Here is a 25278-nt window from a genome sequence, read left to right as displayed (position 1 = left end):
GCCGCATGTTTACGAGGGCACGTCACGTTACATCCTTTTTTCAATCGTCAAAGCACCATTATTGCGCGGTCGATCTAGACATTACCGGTTTGCACCCGGAACCCAAAGTACGTCATCCTTGCCACCGTTGTTGGCAACACGTGCCGCGACAAAGAACCAGTCGCTCAGACGGTTGAGGTATCGTACAGCCGCATCATTAACTGTTTCTTGAGTAGCCAGTTCAGTCGCCAAGCGCTCAGCGCGGCGGGCGACTGTGCGACAGACGTGCAGATGTGCGGCAAGCTCGGTGCCGCCGGGCAGGATGAAGCTGCGCAGCGGCTCCAGAACGCCATTCATCACATCGATTTCTGCTTCGAGGCGGTCAACCTGTGTTCCGATCATACGCAGGGGCGGGTATTCGGATTCCGCGTCTTTCTCCATGTCGGGGCGGCACAGGTCGGCACCCAGATCGAACAGGTCATTCTGAATACGTGACAATGCCTCGTCTGTCTCATCCGTCGCGTGAAGGCGGGCGACCCCGACAAAGCAGTTTAGCTCGTCGGAAGTGCCGTAAGCCTCGACGCGAACGTCATGTTTGGCCACGCGGGCACCGTTGCCCAACGCGGTGTCGCCTTTGTCGCCGGTGCGTGTGTAGATTTTGTTGAGGACGACCATGCGCTTATCCTTTGAAGAATGCGACGTAGATCACAATCAGGATCACGGCAATAAATTGTAATATAATGCGCCAGCGCATGAGTTTGTTCGAGTTTGCTTTGTTAAAGGCACCACCGCCAGCAAAGCCGCCTAGGCCAAGCACCAGTACTCCAACGACCGCCAATACGGCGATTACAACCAAAATGAAAAACGGATCGGCCACAAATTAGCTCCCTTTTAGTGCTGCTGGACGATGTAGCGGGCATGTGCGCCTCTGCAACTTTTTTTCAACGGCTCAACATACGGTCGAGCATACGGGTCGACAGGATGCGGCGCATGAAGCCGCCCAAATGCGCAGGTTTAGTGACGTAATAGCGCGGGCGCGGGCGTGGCGATTCAAGGGCGTGGATCAGCTTTTTAACCACGGCACCGGCGGGCAATTCATATTTGTCAGGGGCGTTGTCACCGTAAAGCCGCTGCGCCAACTCTGTCTCGTATTGCTCTGCGCGGGGCGAGCTTTCCCAGTCGATCCAGCGCTCGAAATGGGGAATTGAATTGGCGCGGATTTTGGACGTAATCGGACCGGGCTCTATCAGGATTGGGATAACGCCGGTCCCTTTCATTTCGAGGCGAAGTGTATCGGTTAGTCCCTCAAGTGCAAATTTGGTCGCTGTGTAAGCTCCGCGCCATGGCATTGCCACGTGGCCGAGGATCGACGAGCATTGGATGATACGCCCGTGCCCCTGCGCGCGCATCACAGGGATGATCGCCGTGGTGAGTGTGTGCCAGCCAAAGAAATTGGCCTCGAATATTTCGCGCAGGGCTTGGGTCGGAATGTCCTCCACCGCGCCGGGGGTGGCATGGGCACCGTTGTTGAATACTGCATCAAGGGTGCCACCTGTATCCTCGAGCACATCGGCGAGTGCCGTGATGATGCTGTCGGGATCAGTGTAGTCGATACGGGGGCTGTCAAAGCCTTCGTCTCTCAAACGCGCACAGTCCAACTCTTGTCTGCAGGCGGCATATACGTGCCAGCCTCGTTCACGCAGACCATATGCAGCCGCATAGCCGATGCCGGAAGAGCAGCCGGTAATCAGGATTGTACGTTTGTTCATGCGATGGGCCCCAGTGGTGTATGGGGTCTCAAATGCGCTGTTTTCTTCTAATTGGCAATTGCCCTCGGCGATATCAGCCCGAAGTGAGCAAGAAATCGGCCATCCAGCCCGCTTCGCCGCCATCAAGAGGCTGCATCCGAACCCAGCCATCGCCATTGTCTTCAAGAATGCGCACTTCGTCACCGCGGGTCAGTTTATTTACAACGCCAAAGTTTGTGGATGGGCCGCCGCGGACGTTGACGCGGTTTCCCGAAACGGTGCGCACATCACCGTCTATTACAAGATTACCCACGCCTGGCCGATTGCTGTCGTTTGTTGTTGCTATAAGGCTTGGCAAAATAATCTGTGGAGTTTCTGAACTGTCGATGATGCGGGCTGTATTGGCGGGCTCAGGCGCCGCGGTCTCATTGGCTTCGGCTACGTTTGTGAGGTTCAGAGCCACGCGCGTAACGTCGGGGGTACTGTCGATTTTTGTGATCGTATCAGTTGATCCGGCGACCGTTGTGGAGGGTCGCGTGACTGGGGCGGATTGCGCGGTTAGCAATACTTCATCAGGGGCCGCCTGTAGACGCGCGCTGGCTGGCTGAAAGTCTGATCCGCCACTCATTTGATAGAAAGCAAAGCCTAGAAAGCCAAAGGTAAGAAGAATGAAGGTTTTCATTTTGGCAGCTCCACCGGATTACAACGAAGCCCATATACGACTTCACACATGGATGTGTAGCAGTAAATGCGATTCTATTTTAGGGGAAAAATTTACCGATACGCCGCAGATATTGTCACTGGTTGGATGCTGTGGCGCTTTTGCAAAACGCAAACCAGACGCTTGTCGGCTCTCGCCTGCGCAGTTACACAGCGGCCATGTCAGAAACAAAAAATCCCGTGCCGCCTCGCTTTGAGGAAACATCCGAACCCCTTCGTGTCGCGTTGGGGGATCGCTATTTGACCTATGCGCTCAGTACGATCATGCATCGTGCGCTGCCTGATGCGCGAGACGGTTTGAAGCCTGTGCACCGCCGTATTCTCTACGCGATGAGCAGACTCAAGTTGAATTCGACAGGCGGATTCCTGAAGTCTGCCAAGATCAGCGGTGATACGATGGGTGACTTCCACCCTCACGGTGATGCCGCGATCTACGATGCGATGGCGCGTTTGGCGCAGGACTTCAACGTCCGCTATCCGCTGGTGGACGGGCAGGGGAACTTTGGCAACATCGACGGTGATAACCCAGCCGCGAGCCGCTATACCGAAGCGCGCATGACAGCAGTTGCGGAGGCCATGCTTGAGGGGTTGTCCGAAAATGTTGTAGACTTCCGCGACAACTATGATGGCCGCCTCACCGAGCCATCGGTGCTGCCTGCACAGTTTCCTAACCTGCTCGCCAATGGCTCCACCGGTATTGCTGTTGGCATGGCAACAAATATTCCGCCTCATAACATATCCGAGCTATGCGACGCTTGTATTCACCTCATAAAAACGCCTGATGCGCGTGATGACACCTTGCTCAATTTTGTTCCCGGCCCTGATTTTCCGACGGGTGGTATTATTGTCGAGCCCAAAGAGAATATCGCGCAGGCCTATAGGACCGGTAAGGGCGGCTTTCGCCTGCGGTGTCGCTGGGAGGTCGAGGATCTAGGGCGCGGGCAATGGCAGATTGTCGTGACCGAAATCCCCTATCAGGTGCAAAAGTCCAAGCTGATCGAGAAGATCGCTGAAGCCATCCAGACCAAGAAAATACCAATTCTTGCTGATGTCCGCGACGAAAGTGCCGAAGATCTGCGCATGGTGCTAGAACCACGCAGCAAAAACGTCGACCCTGAAGTGCTGATGGGGATGATGTACCGTAACTCCGATCTGGAGGTCCGCTTCTCGCTCAATATGAATGTGCTGATCGACGGAGTGACACCGAAGGTCTGCTCGATGAAGGAAGTGCTGCGCGCATTTCTGGATCACCGCCGCGATGTGCTCGAGCGCCGCTCGCGCCACAGGATGGAGAAGATCGACCACCGGTTAGAGGTTCTTGAGGGCTTTATTGTTGCGTTTCTCAATCTCGACCGCGTCATCGACATCATCCGCTATGATGATGAGCCCAAGGCCGCGCTGATGCGCGAGGATTGGAGCAAGGATCACGTCCGTGCGATGGACGAAAAGGATTATATCTCACCGCTTGCGGGCGAGGGTGAGTTATCCGAAGTCCAGGCTGAGGCGATCCTGAACATGCGGCTGCGTTCTTTGCGCCGTCTCGAAGAGCTGGAGCTTCTGCGCGAGCAGTCGGAGTTGATGGAAGAGCGGGCAGGTCTTGAGGATCTGCTAGAGAACGAACATCTGCAGTGGGACAGCATCGCCGATCAACTGCGCGAGACGAAAAAGCAGTTCGGTAAAGCCTATGCAGGGGGCGCGCGCCGCTCCACCTTTGCGGAGGCGGGCGAGATAGAGGATGTGCCGCTCGAAGCGATGATCGACCGTGAGCCGATCACGGTTGTTTGCTCCGAGATGGGCTGGATCCGCGCGATGACCGGCCACATTGATTTGACTCGCGAGTTGAAATTCAAGGATGGTGATACCTCACGGTTTGTATTCCATGCCGAAACGACGGATCGCCTGCTGGCCTTTGGCAGTAACGGGCGCTTCTATACGATTTCGGGTGCGAACCTGCCTGGCGGACGCGGAATGGGCGAGCCATTGCGATTGATCGTTGATCTGCCCAATGACGTGCAAATCGTTGATCTGTTTATTCACCGTCCTGATGGGAAGCTGCTGCTCGCCTCTTCGGCGGGGGATGGCTTTATCGTTCCCGAAGCCGAGGTGGTCGCCCAGACGCGGTCCGGCAGACAGGTGCTGAACGTGCGCGGCGACGTGCGTGCGCTGGTCTGTAAGCCGGTGAAAGGGGATTGCATCGCGACAGTGGGCGAAAACCGCAAAGTGCTGGTATTCGGAATTGAGGAATTGCCAGAGATGGCCCGCGGCAAGGGTGTGCGGCTGCAAAAGTATAAGGATGGTGGTTTGTCGGATGCGACGACGTTCGTCAGATCCGAAGGCCTGAGCTGGCTTGATCCTGCTGGGCGTACACGGACTGAAACTGCGCTGGACGAATGGGCCGGAAAACGTGCAAGTGCGGGCCGGATGGCGCCGCGTGGCTTCCCGCGTGACAACAAATTTAACTGATGTAGCACCTCCGCCGGTTCCGGAGCAGGGCATGGATGTTTGGTTTGTGGGCTCCCGGTCCGCTCTCTTCTGGCTCGCCCTGAAGTCGGGGTTCTGGACTGTTCTGACGCTTGGGTTTTACCGCTTCTGGATGAAGACGCGGTTGCGACGTTGGTATTGGTCGTCAATCCGCCCCGGTGGGCACCCGTTGGAGTATGTAGGTGATCCGTTGGAGAAACTGTTAGGCTTCTTCATCGCAGTAGTGATCCTCACCTTCTACATCGGCATTGTGAATCTGCTGCTAATGTTTGTGAGCTTTTCATTCTTTCAGAGCTCCTTCGTTGGTTACCTTGCAAGTGTGATTGGTGTGATTCCGATCTGGTTCTATGCGCAATATCGCGCGCGGCGGTATGTTTTGGCACGTACGCGCTGGCGCGGGGTGCGTTTTGGCTTGGAAAAGGGAGCATGGGGCTATGCTTGGCGCGCGCTCGCGCATTGGCTCATCACGATCTGTACGGCAGGGATTTTGTGGCCGCGAATGACATTCTGGCTGGAAAAGTATAAAACCGACCGGACTTATTTTGGCTCGACCAAGTTGGTGCAGGGGGGGCGTTGGCAGATGTTGTTTCCTGCCGCGATGCCCTTTGCGGCAAGCGTGCTTGCGCTGGGCGTGTTGGGGGTCTGGTTGGTATACATCACTCCGCTGATACATCACGATACGCAGTCGATGGGTGAGTTGATTGAAGGCCTCCGTAATTCTCTGGACGCGCCAGAGGATTTTGTCCCCGCACAATTCCACATGGGGTGGCGCCTTTATGCGTTGATACCCATCATGCTGTTGATGATCTACGGGCTCGTGCACTATCGCTTTGTCTCAAAACGCATTCTTGCAAACCACAAGCATGCGGAGGGCGTGCAAATGGCGTCAAAGCTGAACGGCATGCGTATTTCCTTAATCTACGTGCTCGGTACCACCATTGCCTACACCATCCTACTCTTCGGACTTTTGGCAATTGTCGGGGTGGCGATCGGCCTGATGGGACCCGAAGCGTTCTTCGAAGACCAGATGGGCATTGCCGACCCGATGGCGGATTTGCCGCGCTGGATGTCGCTTGCGATTGTCGCGGTTCTATATCTGTCTGTTTTCTTGTTTTGGAGCGTTCTCCACCACGCATTTGTTACCTACCCACTGATGCGGCACATGGCTGTCTCGCTCAGCCTCGTGAATATTGCCGGGCTGGCACAGGTAAGCCAGCGTGCGCGCGATGAATTTGCCGAGGCCGAAGGCTTTGCCGAAGCGCTCGATCTGGGAGCTGCCATATGAGTATGCCGCCAGACTTGCCGCATTCAGCCACCGATGGCGTCCAGTATTTCAACGGACATGGCAGCTCATATTTCGACGGTGATGCGCCGGTTGCGCGCCCTGTTACGCTGATGGTTGATCCGGCATCGCGGGTGCTGGAAATCGGACTGCCGCTCTATAACGGGGATGGCGTGCGATGGCCGCTGGATGAAATCCGCCGGCTTGAAGATACGGCGGGGCAGGAGGGCGTGATCCTGCGCTGGACCGGCGATCCGCTGGCGCGGCTACATCTCCGAGAAACTTCGATGTTAGGAGCGATGCAATATTTGACACGCAAGGCGCCGCCAAAGGGGCGCAGTCGCCTTGCCGCATGGGCACTCGCTGCGGTGGCTGCGGTGGCGCTCCAGATCGGAGTTCTTGTGCCATTGCTGGCGGACCGTCTTGCCACGTTTGTGCCTCCGGCGGGTGAGCGGGCTCTGGGAGAGGCAACATTCGGGCAGATCCGGCGTGCGCTGGCGGGCAGTGGATTGCCCCCTTTGCCGACTTGTGAAAGCGACGACGGGCTCGCCGCGCTTGAGCAGATGTTGGTGGCGCTGGGCGTCGAGAGGGATACGAAGGATGCGATCAAGGTCTTCGTCCTCGATCACGAGATGGTAAACGCGTTCGCCCTGCCCGGCGGGTATGTTGTGTTTTTCCGGGGGATGATCGACGCTGCGCAAAGCCCTAATGAAATTGCTGCGGTGTTGGCCCATGAAGTGGGGCATGTGGAAAACCGCGACCCTACGCGGCATGCCCTGCGTTCGGCAGGATCTATAGGGATACTGGGTCTTCTGTTCGGTGATTTTGCAGGTGGCGCTGCGGTTTTGTTCCTGACAGAGCAGCTGATCAGCGCAAGTTACAGTCAGGGTGCCGAAAGTGGAGCAGATGCATTTGCCTATGGCATGCTGGAAAATGCTGGTGTTTCGCCCGCCGCCCTCGGTGATATGTTTCAGCGGCTGCGCGAAGAATACGGAGATGCGGAGGGTGTCATCTCCCACTTCGTGAGCCACCCAACGTTGGGCAGTCGCATCGCCCTCGCACGTGAAGCAGCCCGTGACGATACCAAATACGGAGAAATTATAGGCCCGAAAGCGTGGCGGGCGCTCAAATCAGTTTGCGCCCCAAATCTGCTGCCGCCGCCATTGGATTGAGGGCGGTCATACTGGCGTACAGGTCATCCAGACGCCGCCTTCAGGACGCAAAGTGATCAGCATTTTTGGATCTGGTGTGCGCCCTTTTACTGCCTCAAAGCGGAACCTCGACAGTAGGGTGGAAAGGATAATCACAGCCTCTTGGATGGCAAAGGACGCGCCGATACAAACACGCGGACCATCGCCGAACGGTAGATACGCGTAACGGTCGATCGCCTTGCGATCCAAAAAACGCTTAGGTCGGAATGCGTCGGGATCCTCCCATAAATCCCGATGCCGCCCAAGGGCATACACGGGGATCATCACCGTCTCGCCTTTTTTGATTACGGTGCCACATAGGGTATCGTCAGCCTGCGCTGTACGTGACAGCAGACCGCCCGCCGGATAAAGGCGCAGCGTTTCGTCGATGATACTGCGGATGTAGGGCAAGGCAGCCAGATCACCGGCCCCCGCAATACGCCCTTGCAGCACCTGCTGTGCCTCTTCGCGTGCGTGGTTCTGTGCGCCCGTGTCGTGACCCATCAGATACAGCGCCCACGCCAGCGTTTGCGCCGTGGTTTCGTGGCCCGCTACGATAAAGGTCAACAGGTTGTCGCGCAGTTCCGACGTGGTCATGGTGCGGCCTGATTTGGGATCTTCAGCTGCAAGCAGAAGGTCCAGCAGGTCGGGCACATTTCGCGGGCCTTTGTCCCGGCGCCGCTCGATTGCTGCATCGGCAGTCACTTTTGTCTGTTCGAGAAGGTGTGTGGCGTCGGCCCGCCCTGGTCGAGGCACCCACGCAGGCGCGCCCAGCAGATCAAGGATGCTGATCCGCCCCGCCTGTGTGATGTAGCCCTCGATCGCATCATGTACGGCAGCGCGGTCCATCATGTCATCGCCGGAGAATGTAACATCAGCGATCACGTCAAAGGTCGTCGTGACCATCTCCTGCGCCAGATCAACAGCCCTTGGGCCCGCGGCTGCGATACGGGTGCAGGCCTGTTCGGCGGCCATGCTCATTACGGGGCCGAGGGCGGCAACGCTGCGGTGTGCAAAGGCGGGTGCTGTTGCGCGCCGCTGCCAACGCCAGTGCGCGCCTTCAGCAATAAACAGAGAGTCCCCGATAGCAGGCCCTAGCAACGTTTTGGTGACATTGGACTTGGGGTAGTCATCCACGGCATCCAGTAATACCCGTTTGATCGCTACGGGCTCCATGATCATGTGCCAGCGCACCATTGTGCGGCCCGAAAAGATCGGTTGTTCCAACGCCTGTGCGGGAATGGCCAACAGGATGTTTTCGCGCATGTTGGCGATGGCTTTGAAAAAACCCGGATCGAAGTCGATCAAGGGCACGCGGACAGGCAACTGGGTCATCGGCATCGCAGGATCCTTGCAAGGAATGTTGCGAAGGTAGGGCGGCGGGCGTCCTCTTCCAATGCGGAGGTGCTGTGCATTGCGCCCTCTTGAGGGTTGCGGTATCGCTGGTATTGAACTTTGACGGAGGATCGGATGGGTCGGATCAGAACGATGCGGGTAGTAGGTGCATTGATTGTGGCAGGTATTCTTGCTGCATGTAACGGGGCCTCCGATCTGGGACAGGCTGCTGTGCCGCTGGGTGATTTCAGCTTGAAGCACAATGTCGTGGTCGCACCTAAGGTGCAAAAAGTGCCGCTTTGTCGCGAACTGGAAACAGACGTGATGACCACAATGCTACAATCTGCAGTAGCCGAACGGTTTGACCGCTACACAGGTGACCGCCTTTACCATTTCGGGATTTCGATCGAGGGCTATTGTCTGGCCCCTCCGGGTGTGCCCGTGGTTGCGGCGCCAAAATCGGCCATGATCATCCGAATTACTGTCTGGGACGATGCCGCGAACAAAAAGCTGACGCCCACCGCGCATCAGATCACAGTATTTGAATCGCTTGATCAGGGGCCGCTTGTCGGATCCGGCTATACGAAGACGGCCGAGGAGCAGTTTAAAAATCTCAGTCAGAACGCGGTCAAGCAAATCGAGACATTTCTGGTGCGTAAAAACCGCGAAGAAGGCTGGTTTAACGGCAAGCCCTCGAAGGCTGCTGCTACGACGGACGCGGGTGATGACGCGCCCGAGACGCTTAATGCTGCTACCGTGGACAGTCTGGAAGAATAGGCGCGGTTATGATGGCGGCAGTTTTGAGCGAAACTGCGGGCGGGATGACAAGACCCGCTTGATTTTACCTGCCAGACCAAATATGCCGCGCGCCATATGCAATACGGGCCCGCGTTGGGTCCTTGAACTTTTGGAAGGGCGCCCACCATGGCAAAGGAAAAGTTTGAACGTAACAAACCGCACGTCAACATTGGCACGATTGGCCACGTTGACCACGGTAAGACGACACTGACAGCTGCGATCACGAAGTATTTTGGTGATTTCAAAGCCTATGACCAGATTGACGGCGCGCCCGAAGAAAAAGCACGCGGCATCACGATTTCCACAGCCCACGTCGAGTATGAGACAGAGTCGCGCCACTATGCGCACGTCGATTGCCCCGGCCACGCGGACTATGTGAAGAACATGATCACCGGTGCGGCGCAGATGGACGGCGCGATCCTTGTTGTGAACGCAGCAGACGGCCCGATGCCACAGACGCGCGAGCACATCCTGCTTGGTCGTCAGGTTGGTATTCCGTACATGGTTGTGTACATGAACAAGGTTGATCAGGTCGACGACGCCGAACTGCTCGAGCTGGTTGAAATGGAAATCCGCGAGTTGCTCTCGAAGTACGAGTACCCCGGCGACGACATCCCGATCATCCCCGGGTCCGCGCTGCATGCAATGAACGGCACCCAGCCAGAAATCGGCGAGTCGTCGATTGTTGCTCTGATGGCCGCTGTTGACGAGTACATCCCGACACCTGCACGTGCTGTTGACCAGCCGTTCTTGTTGCCGGTGGAAGACGTGTTCTCGATTTCCGGTCGTGGTACAGTTGTGACAGGCCGTATCGAGCGTGGCGTGATCAACGTTGGCGACAGCATCGAGATCGTTGGTATCCGCGACACCAAAACAACGACCTGCACAGGCGTTGAAATGTTCCGCAAGTTGCTGGATCGTGGTGAAGCTGGTGATAACGTTGGTGTTCTGCTGCGCGGTATCGACCGTGAAGGCGTTGAGCGTGGTCAGGTTCTGTGTAAGCCAAAGTCGGTTATGCCACACACCAAGTTCACTGCAGAGGCGTATATCCTCACCAAAGAGGAAGGTGGCCGTCACACGCCATTCTTTGCGAACTACCGCCCACAGTTCTACTTCCGTACGACGGATGTGACCGGTACTGTACAGCTGCCAGAAGGCACTGAAATGGTTATGCCGGGCGACAACCTTCAGTTCAACGTAGAGCTGATCGCACCGATCGCGATGGAAGATGGTCTGCGCTTTGCGATCCGCGAAGGCGGCCGCACTGTTGGCGCGGGTGTTGTGTCAAAAATCACCGAGTAAGCGAGGCGGTCGCAAGGCCATTCCGCGATCTCGTAAATGCAGAGGCCTCCCCGAATGGGGGGGCCTTTGTTTTTAAGCTTATAGTCAGTAGAGATTCTGGCCCTTACGGATAGATAGCAGATTTTTCTTTTACCGAGGGTAATTCTCGAACATTTGGCCGATATTTTTTCGCGCTCCTGATCAGGGCGTTACTGAAGCTTTTCTTGTCAGGCGGGCGGATGTGAACCAAAAGCCTGTGACTATATTAGGCGTGAATATGGTTTTAGAATGCCCCTTTTATACGGGTGTAATCCGTCACCAATTTGATCAAACAGGCAAGGCGTGCCCATTTTGCAAAGCTGCAAATGCGCGACATGCTGCCGGCGCCATCACATTGGTTTTTCTTTCCACCGGCCGTCCTCATGGCAATTCTGGGTCCTGACGGGCATCCCAGCCTTTTTGGGGTTATGCCGCCGGTGCGCCCTGACCGGCGCATGTGGGCTGGCGGCGCGTTCGAGTTTTTGATCCCGCTGCTCGTAAGCGAGCATCTGATCCGCAAGAAACGCATCGCGAATGTGATTGAAGAAAATATGTCTGACTGACGAATGGTATTCTTCACACTTAAGCACGGTGTAAGCGGCGAGGGAGTGCTCGCCCTGCGCGACATCGCGGCCGCGCGACTGCGACGTTCTCATGTCGAGGGGGCGGGGCATCCGCTATTCACCTCAGGCGCGGTTGCGTTTTCGGCGATGAATTCAACGAAACCGGAATGGTCGCTAAGCACTGTGGTGAGTGCGCATCTGATGGCAGCGCGCCTCCGCGTTCTGCGTGGTGCGCGGCAGGAGGTCCAAATAGGTCTCAAAAGACGTAGTTGCTGCTGATATGTGCCATCCTGAGTTGATCGGCGATCCTTTGGAATCTATTGCCAGAATTTCATTTGCGCGATGGAGGGCTTGTGATGTTGATCCTTATAAGAGGCTGGCAATGGGCACGCCTTGTAAAGGCGGTCTAAGGAAAATGCGGCACGAATTGCTAACGCTAGTAAGTATTGAATTAGCGATGGCGGGGGGGTGAGATCAGCCCGCAGTGTGACAAGATGAAGCTCACAAGGTCGATATTTTGCACTATCAAAGAGGACGTGCCTAGAACAAGAATTGAGCGATAGTAATCCGGCGTAGAAAATGCTCGATCAGCACTTTTGGGGGTATTTATCGTTTCCGAACTTAACAGAAAATTTTCGAGGGGTTTACGCTAACTGGCAAAGTCAGCGCCCGTGTTTGGGCTACATACAGAGCAAATTCGGGGCGATGTAGTTGGGATGACACATGTAGAGATCCCAAAGCGCTTTGGTGCAGGAATCGTGCAAAGCCCCAAATTCTCTCGAAGTCACAGCGTAGCCTAATAAAGATGGTCACCAGCAAGTCTATCGACAAACTTATGCATCAAATTCAAGCTTTGTGGTCGCTATCCCTCTTGATCCTGCGCGCAATCCGGACTACCCAGATCATCGGCATAGGGGTTTAGCTCAGTTGGTAGAGCATCGGTCTCCAAAACCGAGGGTCGTGGGTTCGAGTCCCTCAGCCCCTGCCAATTTTACCAACGTTCTTATCAGAAGTGTTTTGAGGACGTGATCGCAGGTTGAGCGATTTTAGGTTTTTTGGATCGGTTTCTTATCAAAACCATTTCTGTATACATCCGTAAATTAGAATTAGTGTAAACCGAAACTATCGGGCGCACCGTTTTTGTAGCAAGCTATTGATGCTTGGATCAATTCGGCTTGGGCAAGCGACGCTTTCGTACAATTCCCCTAACAGCATATACTGAAGAAATAGAGTGCGGCAATTGGGCCTAAACGGATAGCGAAATTCCGTCGAGATAATATTTGCACCGCGTGAACGGGTAGGCTGCACTGCTGTCCAGAAGTAGGTATGCAATTTTTGAGGGGGTGCAAGAACGCGCCTGATAATCTTGGTGTCGTTACGCACTAAAACGCAATGCAGTTGTCCGCAGACCAGATGCCCTGAGGTTTAGCTCCCTTCAATGCCTGATATCAGCACTCATGGGGCAAATTTGAAGATTTGAATAACGGAGAATTTCTGGTTTTCTTATCGTCTATCTGATCGAAATGACGGAGCAGCCATGAACAGCGAAAGATGGCTCCGAACAGGTGGTGAACAACATCCTTTGCAGTTTACGCCAGACTTACTCAGCTGAAGAGGGGATCCGCATTGTGTTGGCTGGTCTTACCTGTCGAGGAAAAAGAAAAGCCGGGACCGCGTTCATTTGCAGGCGTCCAAAAGGCTGTCTGCAGCGCCCGCAGTATCTAATATGTTCTCAAAAGCGTTGCAGAACGTTTGGAAAAGGTTGACCCATTACATTCCAGCGGAGGCACCCCCACCCAATTTTTGATCTATTTAAGTGTTTCGTACACTGGTTCTATTACTTTAAAGCCATTTGGTTGCCAGTCTTGAGAGTGCCTCAACAGCAAGCCAAAGACAAAGGGACAGGCACGAGAGCACAATCAGAGCGGCAAACATTAGCGCCGTTTGACCACGACCGTTCGACATTAGGATCAGATGCCCAAGCCCTTGTGACGATCCGACCCATTCTCCTATCAGCACGGCCAATGGCGCATAGACTATCGCAAGGCGAAGCCCTGACAGCAGCCCGGGAACCGCATAAGGCAGGCGCAGCAACAGCGTTTCGCGCCACCTATCCGCGCCAGAAAGCCGGGACAGATCTACCAGACCCGAAGGTAGGGCCATCAGCCGGTCGAACATCGCCGATGCAATCGGAAAATATGTAACAAGCGCAATAGTCACGATCTTGGAGGGCATCCCGTACCCCAACCAGAGCGTAATCACAGGCGCGAGTGCAAAGATTGGTACGGCCTGAGCGGCGACGAGCAAAGGGTGCACCAGCCACCGCGCACGTCGAGACAGCGCGAGCAAAAGCGCCGTCTCGATCCCGAGAATGATCCCGATACCAAGGCCGAGTGCGAGGTTCCCCGCAGACCAAAGTGCATTTTCGCGGATCAACGCGCCATTTTCCCAGAGGGCTTGCCCCACCAGCGCAGGGCCCGGCAAGATAAATCGCGGCACATCGGTAACTAGGATGACGGCTTGCCACAATATCACCGCGAAAATAAGCGCGCTTGCAGCACGGCTCAAGCGCCGCATCGGGGGGTCTCTCCAGCGAATAAAACGCGCATGTGATTCAAAAGCGCTGCATGCGCACCGAGCGTTTCTTTGGCGGCGGCGTTGCGCGGGATAGTGGTGGAAGGCAGGGCACAGGATGTAATACCTGCAGGTGTGATCAGCCATGCAGCATCAGCCAGACGAATGGCTTCTGCTGGATCATGCGAGATGAGAACTACAGTGCGACGAGCCAAAAGGCGCACGGCAAGATCCTGCACGCTTTGACGGGTCGTTACGTCGAGAGCCGAAAAAGGTTCATCTAGAAGAATGATATCGCGGTCCTCATAAAGAGTTCGTGCCAAGGCCACGCGCTGTCGTTGTCCGGCAGATAATTGCGCGGGTTTCCGATGCTCCAACCCTGAAAGGCCAACTTGTGCCAATAAGGTTGTCGCGCGTTCTTTCTGCGCATTCTCTCCGCGCAGGCGTGTACAAATCGTCGTGTTGTCCAGTGCGCTGGCCCAAGGCAGCAATTGGTCATCTTGCGCCATCATCGCGACACGGTGGGAGGCGATCGGCGCGCCGTCAGCTGCCGTGATCTTACCGACCAAGTTCGCCGCACAGGGCAAGCCAGCGATCAATCGCAGTAGCGATGTTTTGCCAACACCCGAAGGGCCTAACAGGACGCTCCAACATCGCGATGGCAACGTTATGTCAAAGTCCGCGATATGCTGCTTGGGGCCTGTATGCAGCCTGCCGCTGATCCGGATTGCGGGTGCGCTCATGTTCTATCCGGATGCTGTGCCATGTCCCAGAACCCGATCTCGAGCTGCGTCGCTGTGGTAAATCGCGACTGAAGGGACTTGGCACGCGGCAGATCGCGCCATTCGCCACCCAGACGCCGATGCATTGCGCCGTCCAATAGCGCGCCCACGTCGCGGCACAACGCTTGGTATTCGTCGCTGCCATAGGAAGCGCACCATGGCGCATATGGGCCAGTGGTTCCCTTAAGTCGCAGACCGATTTCGCCATATCCGAGTACACAGGGTGCGAGTGCCGCTAAAAGGTCGAGGAAATCACCGGAGTATCCGGCTTCGAGGACGTAGCGGGTATAGGCCAGGTTTCCCGCAGCCTCCGGTGTCGCCTCAAGGGTCGCGCGGTCAATGCCGTGGGCCTCACAGGTTTGAACATGGAGGGGCATCTCTATGTGGATTAGCGCATAGACTGTTGCACTGGCAGCAGCCATCTCGGCATACGTGTCCGCTTTTGCTGCAGCCAGCGCCCATGCGCGGGCAAAGTGTATCAGGAATACATAATCTTGCCGAAGATAATGGAGGTAGTTTGCTTGCGGCAGGACGCCTTCCCCCAGAGCTTTGACAAAGGCGTGACAGGTGTAATCGGTCCAAAGGTTACCTGCACCTGCTCGCCAAACAGCGAAGGTGTCCCCATAATCCGGCGCGCTCACTCTGGCACCGCAGCGGTCACATCCACAACCAGATCGCTTGCCGGTATCAAAGCATCGATACTCCCCTGATCGAGCAAGAAGGCCTCGAAACGGTTATACCGGCCATGATCAACGGCAGCGGGCCGGCTGGCAAAACGCGGCCACGTATCTGCCCATGCGCGCACATTCAATTCATTGCGCAACTCGGCACTGGTGGAAAAGAACACCTCTGCCATGCCTTGGGGATCATTCAGAATATCGGCGACGGCGCGTTCGGTCGCCTGCAAGAAGCGAGCGATCTTTTCAGGTTCAAGCGTGTCGGCGCGCGCAACATAGATCAACTCGTCATAAGACGGTACACCTTCGGCCTCGGGGTAAAAACAACGTCCCTCAATGCCTTCAAGGTCCATCTGGTTCAATTCGAAATTGCGGAATGCGCCGATAACTCCATCAACCTGACCCGACATCAATGCGGGCGAAATAGACCAACCGATGTTTATCTGCTCGACCTCCGAAGGGTCTACGCCATTATGGAGCAGCATTGCGTCCAACAGCATCTCTTGGAGGCCCGCCACGGCAAACCCTACCTTGCGACCCGCCAGATCAGCCACGGATTCCACGGGGCCATCTCCACGCACGACCAGGCATGTCATCGGTGTCTCGATCAGTGTCCCGACCCGAACCAGCCCCAGACCGTCACGAGCATTCAGGTGTAATTCGGGTTGATAGCTTACCGCAAGATCAACGCGCCCTGCTGCGGCCATACGCGGTGGATCGTTGGGATCAGCGGGCGTGATTACTTCTATCTCGAGGTTTGCTTCCGCAAAGTAGCCCTTTTCCTGCGCGATGATGATCGGCCCGTGATTTGGGTTTACGAACCAGTCGAGCATAATGGTCATCTTGTCTTGCGCAAATGCAGGCGTCGTCGTAAGGGTTAGGGTGAGGGCTGCTAGAAAATGTTTCATTGGGTACTCCAGGGATATTAAATTTCAGTCACGGCAAGAAGGGCAATATCACCCGCCCAACGTTTACGAAGATCGGCAGCGGCGTGATGCGCGCGCAGGCCTGTGCGGCAGGCCAGCACAATGCGAGTATCTGGCGTGGGTAGTTCCAGATCGTGCAGGGACCGACTGGACAGGTGCAACGCCGCAGCACTGAAGGGCAGGGCTGCTTCAGTGCGCAGATCGATCACGAAATCCTCAGGCCTGATCTGACTTTGCGCGATGAAAGGTGCAGGCGAGGCAGGCTCGGGTGCGCCATCAAATCGAAAACCGGACATCCGCCAGTTTGCAGTGTCAACGATCATCATCTGACCCAGCGGAGAAGGTGAGAATTCGAGCAAAACCGCCAGTGCCATCTGCGCCTGTGTCGCGCCGATTATGGCCACGACAGGTCCAAGGACTCCTGCTGTCTCACACGTGGCAGCACTGCTGGGCAAATCAGGAAAGACTGCCCGCAATGAGGGGGCCGGTCCGCAAAATCCCCCCACATAGCCTGACAGCCCGAGAGCCGAGGCGCTGATCAACGGCTTGCCTAACGGATGGGCTGCATCCGAGAGCGTAAAGCTCGCCGCGAAAGTATCGGCACAATCAATGATCAGATCCGCTTGAGCGACCAGAAGCGGCGCATTCTGCGGTGTGAGCCATTCACATATTGCGTGTAGTGTCACCTCGGGGTTCAGGGCCTTCATCGCTTGTGCTGCGGCATCCACTTTGGGGCGGCCGACGTCGCTCATTCGGTATAGCGGCTGGCGGTGCAGGTTTGTAATCGCCACACAATCGCCGTCGATTAGTGTGATCGTGCCGACGCCGGCGCCCACCAGATATTGCAGCACCGGCATACCCAGGCCGCCTGCTCCCGCCACCAAAACATGGGCATCCCGCAGCCGCGCCTGACCAGAGGGCCCAACTTGCGACAGCGCAATTTGGCGTGCGTAGCGATTCATCCCGCCACATCCAGCCATGCCGCTATACGGGCATCGGGATCAGCATTGAGCGTGATGTCGGTAACCGCCGCAACAGTATCTGCACCGGCGGCAAATGCACCAGCAGCACGCGCCACTGACATCCCGCCAATTGCACAAAGCGGTATATCCCCTATCAAGCCTTTCCATTCTGTCAGCCGGTCAAGTCCTTGCTCGGTCCATTTCATCTTTTTGAGGATTGTGGGATATACGGGGCCAAGAGCGATATAGTCGGGCGCCAGCGAGAGCGCACGATCCAGCTCCGCATGGTCATGGGTAGATACCCCCACTTTAAGACCTGCGCGGCGGATCGCGGCCATATCTGCAGTGTCCAGATCTTCCTGCCCTAGATGCAGCCAGTCAGCGCCCAGATCAATCGCCTGTTGCCAGTGGTCGTTGACAACCAGCGCGGCCCCGTGGCGCCGGCACAGGCTCAGCGCCTCAATGATCTGTGCGCGCAAAGTATCATCGGGCTGGTCTTTCATGCGCAATTGCACCAGCCGCACTCCGAGGGGTACGGCGCGAGCAATCCAGTCAGCACTGTCAAAAACGGGATAGAAGCGCGGTAGCGTCATAGCCATGCCTTTCCGATCAGAGGGGTCGAGGGTGCGGCCATATCGCGTTGGCCCATGGGACCGGCGGTGGCAGCCAACGCGCCCGCCTGTGCTGCCAGTCCAAAGGCGCGGGCCATCGCGACAGGATCGTCCGCTTCGGCCACTGCTGTATTGAGCAGTACTGCGTCAAATCCCAGCTCCATGGCCTGTGCCGCATGGCTGGGAAGGCCAAGACCCGCATCAATCACCATCGCGACATCGGGAAACGCAGCGCGCAGCGTGCGTAACCCATGGATATTGTTCAGCCCCATTCCCGATCCGATTGGTGCGCCCCATGGCATGAGTACGCGGCAACCTGCCTCCACCAGACGCGACGCCAGTACCTGATCCTCGGTGGTGTAGGGGAATACGTTGAAGCCGTCAGCGCAGAGCGCTTCTGCCGCCTCCACCAGCCCGAAAGGATCAGGTTGTAAGGTATCGGCGTGGCCGATAACTTCCAGTTTGATCCAGTCGGTTTGGAAATATTCCCTTGCCATCTGCGCTGTGGTGATTGCTTCGCGCGCAGAATGGCAACCTGCAGTATTGGGCAGCAGATGCACACCCAGCCCTCGTACCATGTCCCAAAAAGCCTGCCCTGCACCGCGCTCGCGGCGCAACGATACCGTGGCGACGGATGCGCCGCTGCTTATAAAGGCGGCCTCCATCACGCTGGGCGAGGGATAGCGTGCGGTGCCCAACATCATCGGGGTTTGTAGGGTGACGCCGTAAAAGTCGCGCATGTCTCAGCCCCCCTGCATTGCAGTTAAAACTTCGAGACGGTCACCGTTCGACAGCGCGGCCGTCGCGCGCATGGCGGCGGGCACAAAGCTGCCGTTCAAGGCTGTCGCCACCCGCGCTTCGCCCCAACCCAGCTCGGCAAGTGCAGTATCCAGATTATTTGACGCGATCTCGCGGACTTCACCGTTCACTTCAATCTTCATGGAATAGGTCTCCCCTTACACCAGTTAAAAGAAATTCTGCCGCCTGTTCAGCCAATGCAGGTGCCATTAAGTAGCCGTGTCGAAACAACCCGTTGAGGTGCAAAACTTGGCCGCGTCGCACGACACGTGGCACGTTGTCGGAGAAGGCCGGTCGCAGATCCGCCCCTGTTTCGACGATCGCGGCTTCGGCAAATCGTGGATCTAGGGCATAGGCTGCTGATAATAACTCCAGCGCCGATCGTGTTGTTATGGGGCCGCGTGCCTCGCTCTCGATTTGGGTGGCGCCCAGCATGAACAATCCACCGGCACGCGGAACCACATAAAGGGGATGGCGCGGATGCAGCAGGCGTACAGGGCGGTTCAGCGTAACTTCGTCCGTTTGCAGAATGATCATCTCTCCGCGCACGCCACGCAAGCCATCCAGACTCTCAGCGGCCGCCAGCCCGCGACAATCAATTATCAGTCCGGTAATGTCCCGCGGGTGCAGATCGGCAATCTCGACGCGAACGCCCGATGCTTCGAGGCTGTCGGCTAAATCAGTGAGGGCCTGTCGCGGGTCCAGATGTGCCTCGCCCTCAAAGAAAAGCCCACGTTTATGGCAGCCTTCCAGATCAGGTTCGAGAGATGCAATTGCGGCTGCGTCGCAGACCGTATGGCCGCTGGTGCGCGCGGCGAAACGGCCCAATTCGGCACGGTCCCTGTCGGGTGCAAGGACCAGTGTACCACGTTTATAAACATTTGTGACGCCCTGCCACAGTGATGCTGCTAACCGTCCGTGGCGCATTACGGGCGGCTCTGCCGTGGCTCCTTCGCATTCCGGAGCAAGCATTCCGCCCGCCCACCACGAACAGCTATGCCGCCCTGCCGCGCCGGTCCGGTCCAGCAATCTTGGGCGAATACCGCGCAAAAGGCATGACCGTGCGGCCCACAAACCTGCTACGCCAGCGCCAAGGATGGTTACATCTGTCATTGCGGGAAACCTTCACAGGTCCAAAGCGCATGGAAGTGATGGACAGGGCCATGGCCATTGCCAACGTCCAGCAGATCCGCAGCCGCAATGGCTGCCTGCAGATAGGCATGGGCCTTCCTGACGGCGTCTGGCAGGGGCATCCCGCGCGCGAGCCCTGCGGCAACCGCCGCTGACAGCGTGCAGCCCGTGCCATGTGTATTGCGTGTGGCGTGCCGTGGAGCTGACAGCCTGATCACATCATCTTTCGTAATCAACAAATCAACGCAATTTTTGCCGCTGGTATGCCCCCCCTTCATCAAAACCGCACGGGGTCCAAGGGCTAGAAGCGTACGTCCTTGTTCCAGCATTTGATACTCGTCCACCGCTTCGTCTGTTCCCAGCAGGCATGCGGCCTCCGGCAAGTTCGGGGTCAATAGTGTGGCCAAAGGCACCATGCGCGCGCGCAAGCTATCGACAGCCTCTACTGCCAAAAGGACATCACCCGACTTAGCGACCATCACAGGATCAAGGACAATCGGCACCGCGCTATTGGCAAGCCTGCCTGCCACAGCATCAATCGCGTCCGCATCGCCCAGCATGCCGATTTTTACCGCTGCTATCGCTAGATCGCCAAGGACTGCATCTATCTGGGCGCAAATCATGACAGGGGACAGCGTTTCGACGGCTGTGACCGCACGGGTATTTTGCGCAGTCACTGCCGTGATCACACTGGCGCCATAAACGCCTAAAGCGCTGAAAGTCTTGAGATCGGCCTGAATGCCCGCGCCGCCACCACTGTCGGAGCCCGCAATCGTTAGTGCCTGAGAAAACATAGCAGCCCCATTTTGCAAAAGGGCCAGCAGCATAGAAAACAGGAGGGAAATATGGCATTAATGCCAAAGCTTTACTCCGTTCCCTACGCCGGAATGACCCGGATCAGGTTCGATGGGTCAGCTTTCGCCTCTCAGCCTTGTCAGGCACCCCAACGGATGCACCACGTCTAGCGGTAAGAAAAATCCGTGTCAAATATTTTGGAATTGCATTTCTTCCGGAGTTGCACCGGCTGTAAGGTTTCGAACAGGAGCACTTTTGCCCTGTGATTATGTTTAGATCGCAGGCCAAAAGTCGGCGAATTTTCCGAAGTTTGTGGATATAGTGTAGCTGCTGAATTGGGGATGCCGATATTACAGTCTGTCAGCGAATTGTCGAGAAATGTCGGAAGGCCGGTGTTTATTTCCTTGAAGGCGGTCAGGTCAGTACCGAAATCATCCGGAATTTCGTACGTGAAAAGAGGCTTGCCCGAAGGGGCATCCGCTTCCGGTGGCGAACGTAGGATAAAAGGAGAAGCAACTGCTGCTACACCCTCCAGAAATTCCAGATCGAGCGTAAGATCGCGCAGATCCGACATCTGGGGCGCAGTGAAAGCGTGTTCGGCTTTTACCAGTATTAAGACGGTGCCGAGCGGCGGAGACTGGTCCTTTTCATACGCGCGCTGGGCATCTGAAAGGGGGCTGTCAGACAAGAACACACGGTGGATGTCATCGTCGAATGTGACGCGGGGAACGCTTGCGCCAATCAAAATGGTCAGGACCAAAATGAATGTGGCTACGATCTTGGGAAATGTCAGTGCCGCCAATCCAATCTTTTGCGCACCAAAACCGATTCCCGAAAACACTTCTACGTCGCTCTGAATGGGGCCAAAGCGTTGTGCTCGATCCGGATCCGGACCCACAACATAGCTGCATTGAGTATTGTGAATATCACCGCAACCCAGCCAAGCCCAATTACCATTGGTGCCACGATGATCTCGGCCACGACAAGCATGTAGTTGGGATGAGCAAAATACTTGAAAGGACCCCGGACAACGAGCGGTCCTTCGAGGACAATGATCCGAGTGGTCCAGCGTCTGCCCAGACTGCCCAATATCCAAAGGCGCAATACTTGCAGAACTGCAAAAGCACCGAGCCAAGTCAAGTCTACCGCCTCGTCATATCCGAAAACTACCAAACAGGTGATCCATGCAGTGTGCATCGCAACCATTACCGGATAATGTGCGGCCCCAACCTCATAAGCCCCTTTGGGCAGGAGCTTTGCGGTGTTTCGTTTTGCAATAACCAGTTCGCTAAGGCGCTGGATAATGATGAAGGCGAGAAACAGAAAGGTTGCTGTTTGCATCATGCGGCCTGCGCGCTGACCTGAAAGGGAAGGAAGGATGCAGTGAATCCTGGACCCAGAGCACATGACATCATCTGGCCCGTGTGGCCTGCTTGCAAAACGGCCTTTATCACAAACATGACGGTGGGGGCCGACATGTTTCCCGTAGTGCGCAGTGTGTCCCGCTCGGCATCGAGGGATCCATGCTCAAGGTGAAGTGCGTCTTCTATAGCGTCTACTACTTTTGCACCGCCCGGGTGACAGACGTAGCGGTCAATTTGAACATGATCGAGATCTGCTGCTTCGAGGGCGCCCTTTGTGGCTACCGCGAATTCTGCCGAAACAAACGCGGGAATAGAGCGGTCAAATACCACACCGAATCCTGCCTCGTCTACATCCCAGCCCATGATATCGAGTGTATCCGGCCAGATTTTTTGGTGACCCCGCCCCAGCGTTACAACATTCCCCGCCGCAGGCAAATCGGTACAAATACACGCGGCAGCAGATCCATCACCAAATAGAACGGTTGCGATGATATCCGCATTTTGCAGGCGGTCTGCGCGGAAGGAAAGGGAGCATGCCTCTACCACAACCAGCAAAACCTTGGACCCCGGACGCCCCGCAGCAAGTATCTGTGCTGTCGATAACCCCGATACGCCCCCTGCACAGCCAAGGCCGAAGACTGGAACCCGCATGATGTCCTCGCGAAATCCCATTTCGCCGAAAACCTGTGCCTCTAACGAAGGTGTCGCGATCCCTGTGGAGGTCACTGTAACAACGCAATCGACCTCGGCACCCGACCAGCCCGCGTCTTCGAGCGCGCGCTGTGCGGCCGCTATAAACATGCTCTTTGCGCCGCTTATGAAGGCGGTGTTGCGGTCTGACCATCCGTGTTCGGCGGAAAACCAGTCAATCGGCACAACCGAGTATCGTCTGTCGATACCCGCGGTTTCAAAGGTTTTTGAGAGTCGGTCAAATTGTGGGTACTTTTGACTGAATATGACTGCGGCGCGCTCCTTTACCTCCGACTGGGTGAGGCAATGGGGCGGGAGGGCGGTCGAAAGACCGTGTAAATAAACTGACATCAAAAAACCTTTTAATCTAAAAACCCGACGTGTCGCTTTGATGATCCAGTTGAAGATACGAGATTTAGCTAGTGCAGCACGGCCTAGGCTTATTTAACGCATGAAATGGCAATCCGTACCTCCTGGTGTTTCCGGCACAATGCGCCCGAAAGAATCGCATTGGAGGCTGCCTGAAAACAATGCCATTTTAGCGTCACATCCTCTTCATTGAAGTGCCGTAAAAGGCCCGCATACCAGCCGGTAATGATCTTCGGGCAATTGGTATGAGTAGATGACAGCAGCACCTAAAACATCACCCCAGCATAGCGAAGCAGCTGAAACAGGGCTTGATGAGCAATCATTAAGTGCGATCCGGTCGATTTTAACCGAGGAGACGCCTGTCCAAAGCCGTACACCTGTGCATGCCGCTGCCAAGGCAGGTGAGGTTCACGTCGACGAGGCACCGTTGGAGGCGAGAACTCCGACACGCGTCCGTCGAAAGGCCGACACCCTGCCCGAACTCGAGCGGCCAGATGATTCAGTTCGTATCGACCCCATCCGGAAGAAACGCTGGTTTTCCTTTCGGCGCAAGGGCGCGGCGATTGTGCGCAGCGCGCCATTAAAATCAAAACAGAGGGAATCAATGGTAAAGCCGTCCCGAACCAGCCCTCTTGTCGACCGTATCCGCGGCTATCGGCCCACAGCGGCGCATATCGCGCTGGCGGGCTTTGCCTTGTTGGTGCTTTTGCGGCCCTGGCTGATTCTTGGTCTCATGCTGGTTCTTGTATTTATAACGGTAGGCGTCTTTTTGATCGCCGGATATGATGGATTCTGGCACGGTGTGGTTAAGGCAAATCGCTGGTATGCCAGCCGCAGGCCCGCGCGTGCTGCCGTGTTGCACGCGCGTCTTGACAGATTTGCCATGCGCTGGGATGCCGTGCTCGACCGCTTCCCCGAAGGGACGGTTGATGGCTTTTATCTGCCGGACTTTGGTGACTTGGCCACAGCCGACGCGCGTCACGACGAAGCGCTAAAGCGACGTTTGGCGAGTTTGAATGAAAAAAGCGCCTAGCCTTGGTGGCATTTGAAGTCTTGAAACACGGCTCTTCTGCGGCTAAGTGCTGTTCCAGCGATAATTCAGGATGTATTCCATGGCCATGACCAATCCGCTTCAGTTCATTCAGCAAACCCGCGCAGAAGTCGCAAAGGTTGTCTGGCCAACGCGCCGCGAGGTGATGTTGACCACAGTGATGGTCTTTATTCTCGCTGCGTTGACGGCTGTGTTCTTTGCGTTGGTTGATATTGTGATCCGCGGCGGGCTCCAGTACGTGCTGACTATGTTTGGCTAATGCCGGCTACAGCTATGCGGTTGAAGGTTGTTTGACCTCAAATATCTTTTCCAACACTTGAATCCCAAGGGCGCGTGGGCTAGTCCGCAGATCTGTTCTGTGGCGCGTATGATTTGATTCGAGTTACGCATTGATATTCGTTGCAGGCGGCTGGGGCTTTTGCCCCTTAGTGTTTTTAGGAATTCGCAAGTGCTCAGCACTTAGGACAAGGACGGAAAGATCAAATGGCAAAAAGATGGTATTCGGTCAGCGTCCTGTCGAACTTCGAGAAAAAGATTGCCGAGCAGATCCGCACCACAGTTGCTGAGCAGCAGCTTGAGGACCAGATTGACGAAGTACTGGTACCAACCGAGGAAGTGATCGAGGTTCGCCGCGGCAAGAAGGTGACGACCGAGCGTCGCTTCATGCCAGGATATGTTCTTGTACACATGGAAATGTCCGACCGCGGTTATCACCTGATCAATTCCATCAATCGCGTGACCGGCTTTCTGGGCCCTCAAGGGCGCCCCATGCCGATGCGTGATGCTGAGGTAACAGCGATCCTTGGCCGTGTCCAAGAGGGTGAAGAGACACCGCGGACCCTCATCCACTTCGAGATCGGGGAGCGCGTCAAAGTTGGCGATGGCCCGTTTGAAGACTTCGACGGTATGGTTGAAGAGGTCGATGAAGAGAACCAGAAGATCAAGGTTATGGTTTCTATTTTTGGCCGCGAGACACCCGTCGAGCTGGACTTTACTCAGGTAAACAAACAAATCTGATTGGCGCGCGCTGTGCGAACGGGTGGTTCAGCGCTTTGTCGCCATTCGTCTGCAGCGCCTTTGCCCTCTGGGGCAGCTATGAGTTCTATCGGTCGTTCCCCTGTTTCGGGTTTTG

At 56.1% G+C, this 25278-nt stretch carries 28 protein-coding genes, 1 tRNA gene and 1 riboswitch; of the genes, 11 read left to right on the top strand and 18 right to left on the bottom strand.

Annotated features, from left to right (window positions below; translation table 11 throughout):
* Positions 1–81: 81 nt before the first annotated feature.
* The 4 genes from C8N30_RS05450 to C8N30_RS05435 form a co-directional block, all read right to left on the bottom strand.
* Positions 82–654: a cob(I)yrinic acid a,c-diamide adenosyltransferase gene (locus tag C8N30_RS05450; RefSeq protein WP_025063491.1), complete on the bottom strand. Its 573-nt coding sequence runs from the start codon at positions 652–654 to the stop codon at positions 82–84.
* A 4-nt stretch (positions 655–658) separates the two neighbouring features.
* Entirely contained in the window at positions 659–856 is a 198-nt protein-coding gene (locus C8N30_RS05445) for a twin transmembrane helix small protein (RefSeq protein ID WP_025063490.1), read from the bottom strand.
* A 64-nt stretch (positions 857–920) separates the two neighbouring features.
* On the bottom strand, positions 921–1748 hold the full coding sequence (locus tag C8N30_RS05440) for an SDR family NAD(P)-dependent oxidoreductase (RefSeq protein ID WP_025063489.1): 828 nt from the start codon (positions 1746–1748) through the stop codon (positions 921–923).
* A gap of 73 nt (positions 1749–1821) precedes the next feature.
* Positions 1822–2409, bottom strand: a complete 588-nt coding sequence (locus tag C8N30_RS05435; RefSeq protein ID WP_025063488.1) for an SH3 domain-containing protein — start codon at positions 2407–2409, stop codon at positions 1822–1824.
* Between the two features lie 197 nt (positions 2410–2606).
* On the opposite strand from C8N30_RS05435, the gene C8N30_RS05430 reads away from it, so the two are divergent.
* Genes C8N30_RS05430 through C8N30_RS05420 form a run of 3 tightly spaced genes read left to right on the top strand, consistent with a single transcriptional unit; the run spans position 2607 to position 7382 of the window.
* On the top strand, positions 2607–4910 hold the full coding sequence (locus C8N30_RS05430; RefSeq protein WP_025063487.1) for a DNA topoisomerase IV subunit A: 2304 nt from the start codon (positions 2607–2609) through the stop codon (positions 4908–4910).
* A 31-nt stretch (positions 4911–4941) separates the two neighbouring features.
* Complete coding sequence (locus C8N30_RS05425; RefSeq protein ID WP_025063486.1) at positions 4942–6213, top strand: DUF898 family protein; 1272 nt, start codon at positions 4942–4944, stop codon at positions 6211–6213.
* Positions 6210–7382: a M48 family metallopeptidase gene (locus C8N30_RS05420; RefSeq protein ID WP_025063485.1), complete on the top strand. Its 1173-nt coding sequence runs from the start codon at positions 6210–6212 to the stop codon at positions 7380–7382. The genes C8N30_RS05425 and C8N30_RS05420 overlap by 4 nt, the downstream gene beginning before the upstream one ends.
* A 6-nt stretch (positions 7383–7388) precedes the next feature.
* Here C8N30_RS05420 and C8N30_RS05415 read toward each other — a convergent pair whose 3' ends face one another.
* Entirely contained in the window at positions 7389–8741 is a 1353-nt protein-coding gene (locus tag C8N30_RS05415; protein WP_037968000.1) for a cytochrome P450, read from the bottom strand.
* Between the two features lie 129 nt (positions 8742–8870).
* On the opposite strand from C8N30_RS05415, the gene C8N30_RS05410 reads away from it, so the two are divergent.
* The 5 genes from C8N30_RS05410 to C8N30_RS05390 all read left to right on the top strand — a co-directional run bounded on the left by C8N30_RS05410 (position 8871) and on the right by C8N30_RS05390 (position 12404).
* Positions 8871–9512 carry a hypothetical protein gene (locus tag C8N30_RS05410; RefSeq protein WP_232222837.1) on the top strand — a complete coding sequence of 214 codons (642 nt, stop codon included), beginning with the start codon at positions 8871–8873 and terminating at the stop codon, positions 9510–9512.
* A 147-nt stretch (positions 9513–9659) separates the two neighbouring features.
* The gene (tuf, locus tag C8N30_RS05405; RefSeq protein WP_025063453.1) at positions 9660–10835 is read left to right on the top strand and encodes an elongation factor Tu; all 1176 of its coding nucleotides are present in this window, start codon (positions 9660–9662) and stop codon (positions 10833–10835) included.
* A 401-nt stretch (positions 10836–11236) separates the two neighbouring features.
* The gene (locus tag C8N30_RS05400) at positions 11237–11416 is read left to right on the top strand and encodes a hypothetical protein (RefSeq protein WP_037967998.1); all 180 of its coding nucleotides are present in this window, start codon (positions 11237–11239) and stop codon (positions 11414–11416) included.
* Between the two features lie 3 nt (positions 11417–11419).
* Positions 11420–11695, top strand: a complete 276-nt coding sequence (locus tag C8N30_RS05395) for a hypothetical protein (RefSeq protein WP_025063481.1) — start codon at positions 11420–11422, stop codon at positions 11693–11695.
* Between the two features lie 633 nt (positions 11696–12328).
* Positions 12329–12404, top strand: a tRNA-Trp gene (locus C8N30_RS05390).
* Between the two features lie 854 nt (positions 12405–13258).
* On the opposite strand, the gene C8N30_RS05385 is transcribed toward C8N30_RS05390, so the two are convergent.
* The 13 genes from C8N30_RS05385 to C8N30_RS05325 all read right to left on the bottom strand — a co-directional run bounded on the left by C8N30_RS05385 (position 13259) and on the right by C8N30_RS05325 (position 23077).
* Complete coding sequence (locus C8N30_RS05385; RefSeq protein ID WP_025063480.1) at positions 13259–13993, bottom strand: ABC transporter permease; 735 nt, start codon at positions 13991–13993, stop codon at positions 13259–13261.
* Complete coding sequence (locus C8N30_RS05380) at positions 13981–14733, bottom strand: ABC transporter ATP-binding protein (protein WP_025063479.1); 753 nt, start codon at positions 14731–14733, stop codon at positions 13981–13983. The genes C8N30_RS05385 and C8N30_RS05380 overlap by 13 nt, the downstream gene beginning before the upstream one ends.
* Positions 14730–15413, bottom strand: coding sequence for a TenA family protein (locus C8N30_RS05375; protein ID WP_025063478.1), 684 nt, complete (start codon positions 15411–15413; stop codon positions 14730–14732). Before C8N30_RS05375 ends, C8N30_RS05380 begins: the two co-directional genes overlap by 4 nt.
* A complete protein-coding gene (locus C8N30_RS05370) occupies positions 15410–16357 on the bottom strand; it encodes an ABC transporter substrate-binding protein (RefSeq protein WP_025063477.1) in 948 nt (315 codons plus the stop codon). Before C8N30_RS05370 ends, C8N30_RS05375 begins: the two co-directional genes overlap by 4 nt.
* A gap of 17 nt (positions 16358–16374) precedes the next feature.
* Entirely contained in the window at positions 16375–17337 is a 963-nt protein-coding gene (locus C8N30_RS05365; RefSeq protein WP_025063476.1) for a HesA/MoeB/ThiF family protein, read from the bottom strand.
* Entirely contained in the window at positions 17334–17930 is a 597-nt protein-coding gene (locus C8N30_RS05360) for a thiamine phosphate synthase (protein ID WP_025063475.1), read from the bottom strand. The genes C8N30_RS05365 and C8N30_RS05360 overlap by 4 nt, the downstream gene beginning before the upstream one ends.
* Complete coding sequence (locus tag C8N30_RS05355) at positions 17927–18688, bottom strand: thiazole synthase (protein WP_025063474.1); 762 nt, start codon at positions 18686–18688, stop codon at positions 17927–17929. Before C8N30_RS05355 ends, C8N30_RS05360 begins: the two co-directional genes overlap by 4 nt.
* Before the next feature lie 3 nt (positions 18689–18691).
* Positions 18692–18889, bottom strand: a complete 198-nt coding sequence (gene thiS / locus C8N30_RS05350; RefSeq protein ID WP_025063473.1) for a sulfur carrier protein ThiS — start codon at positions 18887–18889, stop codon at positions 18692–18694.
* Entirely contained in the window at positions 18879–19859 is a 981-nt protein-coding gene (locus tag C8N30_RS05345; protein ID WP_025063472.1) for an FAD-dependent oxidoreductase, read from the bottom strand. The genes thiS and C8N30_RS05345 overlap by 11 nt, the downstream gene beginning before the upstream one ends.
* On the bottom strand, positions 19856–20671 hold the full coding sequence (gene thiD, locus C8N30_RS05340) for a bifunctional hydroxymethylpyrimidine kinase/phosphomethylpyrimidine kinase (protein ID WP_025063471.1): 816 nt from the start codon (positions 20669–20671) through the stop codon (positions 19856–19858). The genes C8N30_RS05345 and thiD overlap by 4 nt, the downstream gene beginning before the upstream one ends.
* A 63-nt stretch (positions 20672–20734) precedes the next feature.
* Positions 20735–20833: riboswitch (TPP riboswitch) on the bottom strand.
* A gap of 5 nt (positions 20834–20838) precedes the next feature.
* On the bottom strand, positions 20839–21570 hold the full coding sequence (locus C8N30_RS05335; protein ID WP_147419679.1) for a hypothetical protein: 732 nt from the start codon (positions 21568–21570) through the stop codon (positions 20839–20841).
* Entirely contained in the window at positions 21516–22013 is a 498-nt protein-coding gene (locus C8N30_RS05330) for an isoprenylcysteine carboxyl methyltransferase family protein (RefSeq protein WP_025063469.1), read from the bottom strand. The genes C8N30_RS05335 and C8N30_RS05330 overlap by 55 nt, the downstream gene beginning before the upstream one ends.
* Positions 22013–23077, bottom strand: a complete 1065-nt coding sequence (locus C8N30_RS05325) for a type III polyketide synthase (protein ID WP_025063468.1) — start codon at positions 23075–23077, stop codon at positions 22013–22015. Before C8N30_RS05325 ends, C8N30_RS05330 begins: the two co-directional genes overlap by 1 nt.
* 271 nt (positions 23078–23348) lie before the next feature.
* Between C8N30_RS05325 and C8N30_RS05320 the strand changes: the two genes are divergently transcribed.
* The 3 genes from C8N30_RS05320 (at position 23349) to nusG (ending at position 25163) form a co-directional block, all read left to right on the top strand.
* On the top strand, positions 23349–24128 hold the full coding sequence (locus tag C8N30_RS05320; protein ID WP_025063467.1) for a hypothetical protein: 780 nt from the start codon (positions 23349–23351) through the stop codon (positions 24126–24128).
* A gap of 79 nt (positions 24129–24207) precedes the next feature.
* Positions 24208–24405 (top strand): preprotein translocase subunit SecE, encoded by a 198-nt coding sequence (secE, locus tag C8N30_RS05315; protein ID WP_025063466.1) that lies wholly within the window; start codon positions 24208–24210, stop codon positions 24403–24405.
* Between the two features lie 224 nt (positions 24406–24629).
* Positions 24630–25163, top strand: coding sequence for a transcription termination/antitermination protein NusG (gene nusG, locus C8N30_RS05310; RefSeq protein WP_025063465.1), 534 nt, complete (start codon positions 24630–24632; stop codon positions 25161–25163).
* Positions 25164–25278 lie beyond the last annotated feature (115 nt).

This window comes from Sulfitobacter guttiformis (genome assembly GCF_003610455.1).
GTDB lineage: Bacteria > Pseudomonadota > Alphaproteobacteria > Rhodobacterales > Rhodobacteraceae > Sulfitobacter > Sulfitobacter guttiformis.
This window is presented reverse-complemented; position numbering and strand designations above follow the sequence as displayed.